10 protein-coding genes and 1 rRNA gene are annotated in these 12821 nt (G+C 55.3%); 3 read left to right on the forward strand and 8 right to left on the reverse strand.

Features of this window, described 5'->3' with window-relative positions:
- From ACOTX2_RS22805 to pepQ, 5 genes are all read right to left on the reverse strand, one after another.
- Window positions 1-63, reverse strand: a 16S ribosomal RNA gene (locus ACOTX2_RS22805); the annotation flags it as partial.
- 357 nt (window positions 64-420) lie between these two features.
- The gene (gene hemG, locus ACOTX2_RS22810; protein WP_022649736.1) at window positions 421-966 is read right to left on the reverse strand and encodes a menaquinone-dependent protoporphyrinogen IX dehydrogenase; all 546 of its coding nucleotides are present in this window, start codon (window positions 964-966) and stop codon (window positions 421-423) included.
- Between the two features lie 10 nt (window positions 967-976).
- The gene (gene trkH, locus ACOTX2_RS22815; protein WP_022649737.1) at window positions 977-2428 is read right to left on the reverse strand and encodes a Trk system potassium transporter TrkH; all 1452 of its coding nucleotides are present in this window, start codon (window positions 2426-2428) and stop codon (window positions 977-979) included.
- 41 nt (window positions 2429-2469) lie between these two features.
- A complete protein-coding gene (locus ACOTX2_RS22820) occupies window positions 2470-3084 on the reverse strand; it encodes an IMPACT family protein (RefSeq protein ID WP_015572737.1) in 615 nt (204 codons plus the stop codon).
- Window positions 3084-4415 carry a Xaa-Pro dipeptidase gene (gene pepQ / locus ACOTX2_RS22825; RefSeq protein WP_017382602.1) on the reverse strand — a complete coding sequence of 444 codons (1332 nt, stop codon included), beginning with the start codon at window positions 4413-4415 and terminating at the stop codon, window positions 3084-3086. Before pepQ ends, ACOTX2_RS22820 begins: the two co-directional genes overlap by 1 nt.
- A gap of 190 nt (window positions 4416-4605) precedes the next feature.
- Here pepQ and fadB point away from each other — a divergent pair, with 190 nt between their 5' ends.
- Together fadB and fadA are read left to right on the forward strand one after the other, a co-directional pair.
- Window positions 4606-6795, forward strand: coding sequence for a fatty acid oxidation complex subunit alpha FadB (gene fadB, locus ACOTX2_RS22830; protein ID WP_063148436.1), 2190 nt, complete (start codon window positions 4606-4608; stop codon window positions 6793-6795).
- A 9-nt stretch (window positions 6796-6804) separates the two neighbouring features.
- On the forward strand, window positions 6805-7968 hold the full coding sequence (fadA, locus tag ACOTX2_RS22835) for an acetyl-CoA C-acyltransferase FadA (RefSeq protein ID WP_000416981.1): 1164 nt from the start codon (window positions 6805-6807) through the stop codon (window positions 7966-7968).
- A 189-nt stretch (window positions 7969-8157) separates the two neighbouring features.
- Here the strand turns inward: fadA and glyS are convergent, their stop codons facing one another.
- The 3 genes from glyS to ACOTX2_RS22850 form a co-directional block, all read right to left on the reverse strand.
- Entirely contained in the window at window positions 8158-10227 is a 2070-nt protein-coding gene (gene glyS / locus ACOTX2_RS22840; RefSeq protein ID WP_022649741.1) for a glycine--tRNA ligase subunit beta, read from the reverse strand.
- Between the two features lie 9 nt (window positions 10228-10236).
- On the reverse strand, window positions 10237-11148 hold the full coding sequence (gene glyQ, locus ACOTX2_RS22845; protein ID WP_003860141.1) for a glycine--tRNA ligase subunit alpha: 912 nt from the start codon (window positions 11146-11148) through the stop codon (window positions 10237-10239).
- 160 nt (window positions 11149-11308) lie between these two features.
- The gene (locus ACOTX2_RS22850) at window positions 11309-11614 is read right to left on the reverse strand and encodes a YsaB family lipoprotein (RefSeq protein WP_022649742.1); all 306 of its coding nucleotides are present in this window, start codon (window positions 11612-11614) and stop codon (window positions 11309-11311) included.
- Window positions 11615-11798: 184 nt separating this feature from the next.
- Between ACOTX2_RS22850 and ACOTX2_RS22855 the strand changes: the two genes are divergently transcribed.
- Window positions 11799-12794 (forward strand): acyltransferase, encoded by a 996-nt coding sequence (locus ACOTX2_RS22855; RefSeq protein WP_022649743.1) that lies wholly within the window; start codon window positions 11799-11801, stop codon window positions 12792-12794.
- Window positions 12795-12821: the final 27 nt, after the last annotated feature.

A 12821-nucleotide genomic window follows, 5' to 3' on the forward strand; every position in this document is an offset into this window, starting at 1 on the left:
GACTTGCATGTGTTAGGCCTGCCGCCAGCGTTCAATCTGAGCCATGATCAAACTCTTCAATTTAAAAGTTTGATGCTCAATGAATTAAACTTCGTAATGAATTACGTATGTTCACTCGTTGAGACTTGGTATTCATTTAGTGTCCGAGGACATTAAGAATCCATGTCACTTTGAGTGCCCACACAGATTGTCTGATAAATTGTTAAAGAGCAGTGCCGCTACGTTTTCGCTGCGGCGCGGGGTGTGCATATTACGCTTTCCCGCTTCAGAGTCAAGCGTTTATTTTGCTTTTCTCTGCTGACCCGGCGGCTTGCGTGCCGTTGTTCCGTGTCAGTGGAGGCGCATTATAGGGAGTTCTTCTGAAGTGACAAGCACTAAATACAAAAAACTTTTCGTTCGCTCACTTTTCAAACTCAACGCTTATTTAACCCGCGAATCGTCCGTTAAACGTGCAATTTCACGGGCAAAACTGGCCACTTGATCCCAGTCGGTATAAACCACTTCTTTACGCGTATCCGTTTCCCCGCCCGTCATCTTCATGATCAGGCGGATCATAAAGCGGTCATACCAGCGGTAACGCGGGTAACGCAGCGCGCCCGCAAAGACAGAACAGATATCTGGCTGCCATGGCGAGCTCAGCAAAAACTTACGCGTATAGCTGTTAGTCTGCGGTGTACGCTTCTCTGCTTTACGGGCAACCAGGTTGACCGAGTAAAACGCGCCGGGCAGCTTAGCGAGCTCCGCCGTATGCTTTTTCACAAAGCGATCCAGCGCCGGATGGAAATGACCGTAACGAATTGAAGCGCCAATGACCACACGGTCGTAATCCTGCCAGGCAATCTGTTCAGTGCGATTCAGGTTCACCACATCAGAATAAATGCCCAGCTCTTTGAGTTCAGAAGCCAGATATGAAGCAATCTCACGCGTTTGCCCATCACGCGTTGAGAAAAGAATTAACGTTTTCACCAATGTCTCCTTACTCACGCCAGAATGTTGGGGTAAACAGCACCAGCAGCGTAAAGACCTCAAGACGACCAAACAGCATATTGGCGATTAAGATCCACTTTGCCACCGGGTTCATACTGGCGAAATTATCCGCCACGACACCCAGCCCCGGCCCCAGGTTGTTTAACGTTGCCACCACAGAGGCGAAGGCAGAGAAATCATCCACGCCCGTGGCGATAATCGCCAGCATACTGACAATAAAGACCAGCGCATAAGCGGAGAAGAATCCCCACACCGCTTCGAGGATACGCTCCGGCAGTGCACGATTGCCCAGCTTGATGCTGTAAACCGCATTCGGGTGGACGAGACGTTTAAGTTCACGGTTCCCCTGCTTGAACAGCAGCAGAATACGGATCACCTTCAGGCCGCCGCCCGTCGACCCGGCACAGCCGCCGATAAACGCAGAGCACAACAGCAGCACCGGCAGGAACAGCGGCCAACGCGCAATACTGTCCGTGGTGAAACCGGCGGTTGTCGCCATCGATACCACCTGGAAGAAGGCCTGGTTCAGGGTCGTGACCGCCGAGTTATAGACATCGTGGAACCATAGTACCAGGGTACAGATGATCACCAGGGTCAACTGGACGCCAATAAACATCCGGAATTCCGGGTCGCGCCAGTACACCTTCAGGCTCCGGCCGCTAAGCAACGAGAAGTGTAGACCGTAGTTACAGCCTGAGATCAGCAAAAAGATGGCAATGATGGTATTGATCGTCGGGCTGTCGAAGTACCCAACGCTGGCATCGTGGGTGGAGAACCCGCCGATAGCGATAGTGGCAAAGCTGTGCCCGATGGCATCAAACGCAGGCATCCCGGCAAACCACAGCGCCAGCGCGCAGGCCACCGTCAGCAGGACATAAATAAGCCAAAGGGTTTTCGCCGTCTCCGCAATACGCGGGCGCATCTTGTTATCTTTCAACGGGCCAGGCATTTCAGCCCGGTAAAGCTGCATCCCCCCGACGCCCAGAATCGGCAGGATAGCCACCGCCAGCACGATGATCCCCATACCGCCGAACCACTGGAGCATCTGCCGGTAAAAGAGAATTGCATGCGGGAGTGAATCCAGCCCCACAAGCGTGGTGGCCCCGGTGGTCGTTAATCCGGAGAACGATTCAAAAAACGCATCCGTGACGGTGAGATTCGGTTGTTCAGAGAAGATAAACGGCAGCGCACCCACGCTTCCCAGTACCGTCCAGAACAGGACCACGATCAGAAAACCCTCCCGGGATTTCAGTTCACCTTTCTCACGGCGGTTTGGCCACCACAGCAGGGAGCCAATCGTCAGCGCGACAAAAAAGGTTTGCGTAAATGCACGCCCCGCGCCGTCCCGGTAGATGAGCGCCACCAGTCCGGGAATGATCATTGTCCCGGAGAAAAGTATGACCAGCAATCCAACGATTCGGGTAATGGCACGAAAATGCATCTCTGCCGCTTCCTTAGGTATTCAAAATTGTGAGGTGGGGATTATTCTTCAATCGGCAGTAATTGCAATGAACCGCGACTAAAATCAGCGAGTTTTGCTGAAAAAGCAGCCAGTTCCGCCTGAGGAAGCGCCACGCGTAATTGCACCATTGCCTGATAATCACTGTGTGCGATGACGCCGTTAAACTGTTTAAGCAGTGCTTCGATACCCGATAGCTGGGCGTAATCGCATAACAAAGTATATTCCGTAAGTGGCGTTTTGCGGGTTGTTATCAGCAGATTAAGCGCCTGCTGGACACCCCCTCCGTAGGCCTTAACCAGCCCTCCGGTGCCTAACAAAATGCCCCCGTAGTAGCGGACCACGACGGCGGTGATTTCACCCACGCCGCTGCCCATCAACTGGGATAGCATCGGTTTTCCGGCCGTACCCGCCGGTTCACCGTCGTCAGAAAACCCGAGCTGCTGTGAGTCGTCTGGCGGCCCTGCGACCCACGCCACACAGTGATGGCGGGCATCGGGGTGCTGCGCGCGGACGGACTCGACGAACGCCTTCGCCGCCTCCACGCCGTCAGTATGCGCCAACAGCGTGATAAAGCGGCTTTTCTTGATTTCCTCAACAAAGGTGACCGGCTCGGCCGGTATCAGCCAGCTTTCCATCAGGCCAGCTTCAGATCTCGCGTCATGTTCTCGATGCTGTTCTCGTGAATAACCACGTTATCTTCGATACGAATGCCGCCATACGGCTTCAGCGCTTCAATTTTCTCCCAGTTGAAGTGCTTGCTGAACTGCCCTTCGCGCCACGGCGCCAGCAGGGATTCAATAAAGTAGATGCCCGGCTCAATGGTCAATACCATACGCGGCGCCAGAACGCGGGTGCAGCGCAGATAAGGATATTTAGACGGTGCCGCCAGGTGCGTACCGGTATCATCCTGCATAAAGCCAGCGACGTCATGAACCTGTAAACCCAGCGGGTGGCCGATACCGTGCGGCATAAATGGCCCGGTCAGATCGTTCTCAACCATCGCCTCTTCGCTCATGTCTTTGACAATCTGATGCTTACGCAGCAGTTTAGCGATGCGCTGATGGAACTGGATGTGATAATCCACGTAGCTGGTTCCGGCCTTCATGGTGCCAATCAGCGCCAGCTGTTCGTCGTTCACGTCTTTGATCAATTGCGCAAAATCAGTATCCGCATTCGCCGCCCAGGTACGGGTCAGGTCTGCCGCATAGCCATTGTACTCAGCCCCCGCGTCCAGCAGGAAGCTGCGCATCTCAGCCGGAACCTGATGATCCAGTTTGGTGTAGTGCAGAACCGAGGCATGTTCATTCAGCGCCACGATGTTGCTGTACGGCACGTCGGTATCGCGGTGGCCGGTCGCCGTCAGGTAGGCCTGATTGATATCGAACTCGCTCATACCGGACTGGAACGCTTCGTGCGCCGCACGGTGGCCATTCACCGCCGTTTTTTGCGCTTCACGCATGCAGTAAAGTTCGTAGTCGGTCTTGTAGGCGCGATAGTAGTGCAGATAATCCAGCACGCCTTTCGGGTTGAGTTTATCTGCCGGAATATCCAGACCCAGCGCACGCTCAGGAACCGGACCAATGTAGCCGATGTTCCCACGCGCCGCTGGCAACTGGCTGCCAATGCCGTCTGCTTTTGGCAGCGCAATCACGTCAATTTCTTCGGTCCAGAATGAGGTCGGCAGCGGCTCCACGTTGTGCCAGTAATCGACCGGCAGGTAGAACCACAGTTTCGGCTTGTTCACGCCATCCACCAGCAGCCAGCAATTTGGAACCTGCGTGACAGGCACCCAGGCTTTAAACTGCGGGTTAACCTTGAAGGGATAAGCGTGGTCATCAAGAAAAGTATTCATCAGCTCGCCGGAGTGGATCAGCAGGGCATCCAGCTTGAAGCGGGCCAGTACATCGCGGGTACGTTCCTGTAGGGTAACGATATGATTTTTATAAAGCGAAGCCAGTGAGTCCATCATTCTTCCTTTCGTTTTTTTGACCTCAAGTCATCGCATCTTAGCACACCTCACTCCGGCTGCGTGATTTCCACCGACCGTGATCAGCGCAGCAATTTCTTAATGACTAATTTGCATTTTATTAACATAAATTCCACACTCCGTTTCATCTGGTATGACCAGATCCAATTGCTGGATTCAGGAGACCGACATGCTCTACAAAGGCGACACCCTGTACGTAGACTGGCTGGAAGATGGCATTGCCGAACTGGTGTTCGATGCCCCCGGCTCAGTGAACAAGCTTGATACCGCGACGGTGGCCAGTCTTGGCCAGGCGCTGGATGTACTTGAAAAGCAATCAGATTTGAAAGGGCTGCTGCTGCGCTCCAACAAAGCGGCCTTTATCGTTGGCGCGGATATCACCGAATTCCTGTCGCTGTTCCTGGTGCCCAAAGAACAGCTGAGCCAATGGCTGCACTTTGCGAACAGCGTCTTTAATCGTCTGGAAGATCTGCCTGTCCCGACCCTTTCTGCCGTTAACGGTTACGCGCTGGGCGGCGGCTGCGAATGCGTGTTAGCCACTGATTACCGTCTGGCGACCCCAGACCTGCGCATCGGCCTGCCGGAAACCAAACTGGGCATTATGCCGGGCTTTGGTGGCTCGGTGCGTATGCCGCGCATGTTGGGTGCCGACAGCGCGCTGGAAATCATTGCCGCAGGTAAAGATGTCGGCGCGGAACAGGCGCAGAAAATCGGTCTGGTGGACGGCGTGGTTAAGCCTGAAAAACTGATTGAAGGCGCTGTAGCCATTCTGCGTCAGGCGATTAACGGCGATCTCGACTGGAAAGCCAAACGTCAGCCAAAGCTGGAGCCGTTGAAGCTCAGCAAAATTGAAGCCACCATGAGCTTCACCATCGCCAAGGGCATGGTGATGCAGACGGCGGGTAAACACTACCCGGCGCCGATCACGGCGGTGAAAACCATTGAAGCGGCAGCCCGTCTGGGCCGTGATGAAGCCCTGAAGCTGGAAAACCAGAGCTTTGTCCCGCTGGCGCACACCAACGAAGCCCGCGCGCTGGTTGGTATCTTCCTTAACGATCAGTTCGTGAAGGGCAAAGCCAAACAACTCACCAAAAACGTTGAAACGCCAAAACACGCGGCGGTACTCGGCGCGGGCATTATGGGTGGCGGCATCGCCTACCAGTCTGCATGGAAAGGCGTGCCGGTAGTGATGAAAGACATCAACGAGAAATCCCTGACGCTGGGCATGACCGAAGCGGCCAAGCTGCTGAATAAACAGCTTGAGCGCGGCAAAATTGACGGTCTGAAGCTTGCAGGCGTGATCTCCACCATCCAGCCAACGCTGGAATACAGCGGCTTTGAGCGCGTGGACGTGGTGGTTGAAGCGGTCGTTGAGAATCCGAAAGTCAAAAAAGCAGTGCTGGCCGAAACGGAAGAGAAGGTGCGTCCTGAGACCGTACTGGCCTCCAACACCTCCACTATTCCTATCAGCGAGCTGGCAAGCGTGCTGAAGCGTCCGGAAAACTTCTGCGGGATGCACTTCTTTAACCCGGTGCATCGCATGCCGCTGGTCGAAGTGATCCGTGGGGTAAAAACCTCCGACGAAACCATCGCCAAAGTGGTGGCGTGGGCGAGCAAGATGGGCAAAACGCCAATCGTCGTTAACGACTGCCCGGGCTTCTTCGTTAACCGCGTGCTGTTCCCGTACTTCGCCGGTTTCAGCCAGCTGCTGCGCGACGGCGCAGACTTCCGCAAAATCGACAAAGTGATGGAAAAACAGTTCGGCTGGCCGATGGGCCCGGCGTACCTGCTGGACGTTGTCGGCATCGACACTGCCCATCACGCGCAGGCGGTGATGGCGGCGGGCTTCCCGCAGCGCATGCAGAAAGATTATCGCGACGCCATTGACGCCCTGTTCGACGCCAACCGCTTTGGGCAGAAAAACGGTCTGGGCTTCTGGCGCTATAAAGAAGACAGCAAAGGCAAACCGAAGAAAGAAGAAGATCCGGCGGTGGATGGCCTGCTGGCCGACGTCAGTCAGCCAAAACGCGACTTCACTGACGATGAGATCATCGCCCGGATGATGATCCCGATGATCAACGAAGTGGTGCGTTGCCTCGAAGAAGGCATTATCGCCAGCCCGGCAGAAGCGGATATGGCGCTGGTGTACGGCCTCGGCTTCCCTCCGTTCCACGGCGGCGCGTTCCGTTGGCTGGATACGCTCGGCAGCGCTCGCTATCTCGATATGGCTCAGCAATATCAGCACCTCGGTCCGCTTTATGAGGTGCCGGAAGGTCTGCGTAACAAAGCGCGCCATAACGAACCCTACTATCCAGCAGTTGAGCCAGCCCGTCCGGTTGGCACGCCGAAAACGGCTTAAGGAGTCACAATGGAAAAGGTTGTCATTGTTGATGCGATTCGCACCCCGATGGGCCGTTCAAAAGGCGGTGCATTCCGTAATGTGCGTGCGGAAGATCTCTCGGCGCACCTGATGCGTAGCCTGCTGGCGCGTAACCCGGCGCTGGACCCTGCTGCGCTGGACGATATTTACTGGGGCTGCGTCCAGCAGACGCTGGAGCAGGGTTTCAACATCGCCCGTAACGCGTCTCTGCTGGCGGAGATCCCGCATTCGGTTCCGGCGGTCACCGTCAACCGTCTTTGCGGTTCGTCGATGCAGGCGCTGCACGACGCGGCACGGATGATCATGACCGGCGATGCGCAGGCCTGTCTGGTGGGCGGCGTGGAGCACATGGGCCACGTGCCGATGAGCCACGGGGTCGATTTCCATCCAGGCATGAGCCGTAACGTGGCGAAAGCCGCCGGTATGATGGGCCTGACCGCCGAGATGCTCTCCCGTCTGCACGGCATCAGCCGTGAAATGCAGGATGCCTTTGCCGCGCGCTCGCATGCCCGCGCCTGGGCCGCCACGCAGTCTGGTGCCTTTAAGAATGAGATCATCCCAACGGGCGGTCACGACGCAGACGGCGTACTGAAGCAGTTCAGCTACGACGAAGTTATCCGTCCTGAAACCACTGTTGAAGCGCTTTCTACCCTGCGTCCGGCGTTTGATCCGGTCACCGGTACGGTCACGGCGGGCACCTCGTCTGCCCTGTCCGACGGTGCCGCCGCCATGTTAGTGATGAGCGAAAGCCGCGCCCGCGAATTAGGCCTGACGCCACGCGCCCGCGTGCGTTCGATGGCAGTCGTGGGCTGCGATCCTTCCATCATGGGTTACGGTCCGGTCCCGGCGTCAAAACTGGCGCTGAAAAAAGCGGGGCTGAGCGCAAGTGATATCGACCTCTTTGAGATGAACGAAGCGTTCGCCGCGCAGATCCTGCCGTGCATTAAAGATCTGGGGCTGATGGATCAGATCGACGAGAAGATTAACCTCAATGGCGGCGCGATCGCCCTCGGTCACCCGCTGGGCTGCTCCGGGGCGCGTATCAGCACCACGCTGATCAACCTGATGGAACGCAAAGATGCCCAGTTCGGACTGGCGACGATGTGTATCGGCTTGGGTCAGGGGATCGCGACGGTGTTTGAGAGAGTGTAAATGTAAATAAGGAAAAGTATCTTAAAGCCAATGACGTCAGAACAAGGCGGCAAGCGAGCGAATCCCGATGAGCTTACATTAGTAAGTGATTCGGGTGAACGAGCGCAGCCAACGCAGTTATGGCGCCATTGGCGAAGAGAGACAGTTTAGTTGCCGTTCTTCCCGCCTGTCAGGGGCGGGTTTTTTACATTATTGCAGCAGCGAAATATCCGCCACGCGCAGGAACAGCTCACGCAGTTTCTCAAGCATCGAGAGACGGTTAATACGCAGCTCTTTATCTTCCACGTTCACCATCACCTTCTCGAAGAAGGCATCGATGACGTCACGTAGCTCCGCCAGCTCCACCAGTGCTTCCTGGTAGCGACCTTCCGCGAAATACGGCTCCAGCTTGTCGCGCAGCACCACAACCTGCATCGCCAGAGAAATCTCTTCCGGCTCTTTCAGGGTTGCAGCGTTTACGCGTTCGTTCAGCGTCTCGTCGGATTTCGCGAGGATGTTGGATACACGCTTGTTGGCCGCGGCCAGCGCAGACGCCGCTTCCAGCGTACGGAAGTGGGATACCGCCTTCATACGCGCATCGAAATCTGCCGGACGGGTCGGACGACGCGCCAGCACCGCCTGAATGGTATCAACGGAGTAACCTTCGTCCTGATACCACGCACGGAAACGACCGAGCATAAAGTCGATAACATCATCCACAACCTTCGCGTTGGTCAGCTTATCGCCGTACAGACGGACCGCTTCTTCGGTCAGCGTTTGCAGATCGAGATTGAGGTTCTTCTCTACGATGATGCGCAGCACGCCCAGCGCAGCACGACGCAGCGCAAACGGGTCTTTGTCGCCTTTCGGATGCTGACCGATACCGAAGATACCCGCCAGGGTGTCCATCTTATCGGCAATCGCCACGGCGCAGGCAACCGGGTTAGACGGCAGATCGTCACCGGCAAAGCGCGGCTGATACTGCTCGTTCAGGGCCACAGCCACGTCTTCCGCTTCGCCGTCATGACGCGCGTAGTGCATGCCCATCACGCCCTGGGTGTCGGTAAATTCGAACACCATGTTGGTCATCAGGTCGCACTTGGAGAGCAGGCCCGCGCGGGTAGCGTGGTTAACGTCGGCGCCAATTTCACGGGCAATCCAGCCGGACAGCTCCGCGATACGGTCAGTCTTGTCGCGCAGCGTACCCAGCTGCTGCTGGAACAGTACGGTTTGCAGACGCGGCAGGTTATCTTCCAGACGTTTTTTACGGTCGGTGTTGAAGAAGAACTCGGCGTCTGCCAGACGTGGACGCACCACTTTCTCGTTACCGGAGATAATCTGGCTCGGATCTTTCGATTCGATGTTCGCGACGAAGATGAAGTTTGGCAGCAGCTGGCCGTCGTTGGCGTAAACCGGGAAGTACTTTTGGTCACCCTTCATGGTGTACACCAGCGCTTCAGCCGGAACGGCCAGGAATTTCTCTTCGAATTTCGCGGTCAGCACAACCGGCCATTCGACCAGAGAGGTCACTTCTTCCAGCAGGCTATCGCTCAGATCGGCATTACCGCCAATTTTGCGCGCCGCTTCTTCGGCGTCAGCTTTGATTTTGGCTTTACGCTGTTCGTAGTCAGCAATGACCTTACCGCGCTCCAGCAGGATCTGCGGGTACTGATCAGCATTGTCGATGGTGAACTCCGGCTCGCCCATAAAGCGGTGGCCGCGGATCACGCGATCGGACGCCACGCCCAGAATGGTCGCCGGAATAACGGTATCGCCCAGCAGCAGGGTCACGGTGTGAACCGGACGCACAAAGTGAACGTCAGACGCGCCCCAGCGCATCAGCTTAGGAATCGGCAGCTTAGCCAGCGAGGTCGCAATCATATCTGGCAGCAGCGCTTCCGCGCTTTCGCCTTTCACATGGGCACGATACAGCAGCCATTCACCTTTGTCGGTGGTCAGACGTTCGGCCTGATCGACGGTGATACCGCAGCCGCGCGCCCAGCCTTCAGCCGCTTTGCTCGGCTTGCCTTCCGCGTCGAACGCCTGGGCAATGGCCGGGCCACGTTTTTCAACTTCGCGATCCGGCTGAGACGCCGCCAGATTTGCCACTTTCAGCGCCAGACGACGCGGTGCAGCAAACCACTCAATTTTACCGTGCGCCAGGCCAGCGTTATCCAGCTCAGCAGTGACGTTCGCAGCGAAAGATTCAGCCAGGCTGCGCAGGGCTTTTGGTGGCAGCTCTTCAGTGCCGATTTCCACCAGGAAAGTTTTCTCAGACATGGCCGCCTCTTATTTGTTTCGGTTGCACATCGGGAAGCCAAGGGCTTCACGGGACGCGTAGTAAGCTTCAGCAACGGCTTTGGTCAGGGTACGAATACGCAGAATGTAGCGCTGACGTTCAGTCACGGAGATCGCTTTGCGGGCATCCAGCAGGTTGAAGCTGTGGGCAGCCTTCAGAATACGCTCGTAGGCAGGCAGAGGCAGCGGAGTCTCCAGCGCCAGCAGCTGCTGGGCTTCTTTCTCGTACTGCTCAAAGCAGGTGAACAGGAAGTCCACGTCCGCGTATTCGAAGTTATAGGTGGATTGCTCCACTTCGTTCTGATGGAACACGTCGCCGTAGGTGGTTTTACCCAGCGGGCCGTCACTCCAGACCAGGTCGTAAACGCTGTCTACGCCCTGAATGTACATGGCCAGACGTTCCAGACCATAGGTGATTTCGCCGGTGATCGGTTTACATTCCAGACCGCCAACCTGCTGGAAGTAGGTGAACTGGGTCACTTCCATGCCGTTCAGCCACACTTCCCAACCCAGACCCCAGGCACCCAGCGTTGGGTTTTCCCAGTTATCTTCCACGAAACGAATGTCGTGAATGGTCGGATCCATACCCAGCTCTTTCAGTGACCCGAGGTACAGTTCCTGAATGTTGTCGGGTGATGGCTTAATCACCACCTGGAACTGATAGTAGTGCTGCAAACGGTTCGGGTTTTCGCCGTAACGGCCATCGGTCGGACGACGGGATGGCTGCACATAGGCGGTCGCCATTGGCTCTGGCCCTAACGCGCGCAGGCTGGTCATCGGGTGTGAGGTGCCTGCGCCAACTTCCATGTCCAAAGGTTGAACAATGGTGCAGCCCTGACGAGCCCAGTAATCCTGTAAGGTCAGGATCAGGCCCTGGAAGGTCTTGGTATCAAACTTTTGCATAGTATTTCGTGCTGGATACGTGTGGTTTTAAATGGAAGGGATCAGTATACCCGCTGGCTGCAAGATATACAGTACGAAACGGGGTTGTTTAGGGAAAATTGGGGAATAAGCCCTACAGCCAGAACCTGCGAAGGCTCTGGTTGCTGCTTATACGAGCAATTTAGCGCATTGAGAGATGTAAAAACTGGCCGTCTGCATCAAAAGAGCAGACAAAGCCCTCTTTACGCGCCGTATAGCCTTTCAGTTCATAGCTGCCCTGAAAGCGCTCGAAGCCGTTAATATGAATTTTCTGTGCTTCGGAATTATAGCGGTGAGCCGCCTGATCCCTGCACAGCTGTTCCATATTCAGGGAACGCTCCGGGCTCATTTTCCCCTGCTGCGCTTTTTGGACTGGAGCCTCCTGAGAAGCACTGCACCCAGCTAATAAAAGCAGCAGAAAGAGTGACGCCCCACGCTTCATCATCATTTTTATTACCGCCCTGGTCAGTGGCTGTTATTTTTAGTAGCAACACGTTTATAGATTAATGTTCAACATTCTGCGAATCTCGCCAGCTCCCGACAAGACAGCCTGGCTAAACTCAGAATTTTCCAAGGGAAAAGTTTTACGCAATCGCAGTCACACTTTCTTTATCAGGAATACAGAGGAACTGATGCAGTCAAAAATTAACTGGATTGATAACCTGCGGGGAATAGCCTGTCTGATGGTGGTGATGATCCACACTACGACCTGGTATGTCACGAACGCGCACAGTATCAGCCCTGTTAACTGGGATGTCGCCAATATTCTGAACTCAGCCTCACGCGTGAGCGTCCCGCTGTTCTTTATGATTTCCGGTTTTCTCTTTTTTGGCGAGCGTAGCGCGCAGCCGAGACATTTCATCCGTATTGTCTCCTGTTTGCTGTTTTACAGCGCCATTTCGCTGCTCTATATCATCCTGTTCACTTCAATTAATGCTGAACGTTCCCTGCTCAATTTGTTGCAAAAACCGGTGTTCTATCATCTGTGGTTTTTCTTCGCGATAATGGTTATCTATCTGGTTTCGCCGTTAATTCAGGTAAAAAACGTTAGCGGTAAAATGCTGCTGGCCTTGATGGTAATAATCGGGATCGTGGCAAACCCGAATACCGTCTCACAGAAAATTGATGGCTTTGAATGGCTGCCCGTTAACCTCTATATCAACGGCGATACGTTTTATTACGTGCTGTACGGCATGCTGGGGCGCGCCATCGGCATGATGGAGACGCAAAAGAGAGGAATAAACTGGCTTTGCGCGGCAGCATTTATCGCCGGTGTGTTTATTATCTCTCGAGGGACGCTGCACGAGCTGCAATGGCGCGGAAACTTTGCCGATACCTGGTATCTCTACTGCGGGCCGATGGTCTTTATCTGCGCGGTTTCGCTGCTGACCCTGTTTAAAAACACCCTGAATGCCCGCCCGCTTCCGGTGCTGGGGTTTATCTCTCGCCACTCGCTGGGCATTTACGGTTTTCACGCGCTGGTGATCCACGCCCTGCGCACCCGCGGCGTTGAGCTTAAAAGCTGGCCGGTGCTGGATATTGTCTGGATATTTACCGTTACGCTGGTTGTCAGCCTGCTGCTCTCAATGCTGCTGCAACGCATCGATACACGCAGGTTTGTGAGCTAACCCGGTTGAAGGCTGGCAGGCCGGGTA

The organism is Enterobacter cloacae complex sp. IR5412, from assembly GCF_049237385.1.
Taxonomy (GTDB): Bacteria; Pseudomonadota; Gammaproteobacteria; order Enterobacterales; family Enterobacteriaceae; genus Enterobacter; species Enterobacter intestinihominis.

Coding starts and splice junctions, on each gene's coding strand:
- ACOTX2_RS22855 (WP_022649743.1), top strand. CDS start 11,799: ATGCAGTCAAAAATTAACTGGATTGATAACCTGCGGGGAATAGCCTGT.
- glyQ (WP_003860141.1), bottom strand. CDS start 11,148: ATGCAAAAGTTTGATACCAAGACCTTCCAGGGCCTGATCCTGACCTTA.
- pepQ (WP_017382602.1), bottom strand. CDS start 4,415: ATGGACTCACTGGCTTCGCTTTATAAAAATCATATCGTTACCCTACAG.
- trkH (WP_022649737.1), bottom strand. CDS start 2,428: ATGCATTTTCGTGCCATTACCCGAATCGTTGGATTGCTGGTCATACTT.
- fadA (WP_000416981.1), top strand. CDS start 6,805: ATGGAAAAGGTTGTCATTGTTGATGCGATTCGCACCCCGATGGGCCGT.
- glyS (WP_022649741.1), bottom strand. CDS start 10,227: ATGTCTGAGAAAACTTTCCTGGTGGAAATCGGCACTGAAGAGCTGCCA.
- fadB (WP_063148436.1), top strand. CDS start 4,606: ATGCTCTACAAAGGCGACACCCTGTACGTAGACTGGCTGGAAGATGGC.
- ACOTX2_RS22850 (WP_022649742.1), bottom strand. CDS start 11,614: ATGATGATGAAGCGTGGGGCGTCACTCTTTCTGCTGCTTTTATTAGCT.
- ACOTX2_RS22820 (WP_015572737.1), bottom strand. CDS start 3,084: ATGGAAAGCTGGCTGATACCGGCCGAGCCGGTCACCTTTGTTGAGGAA.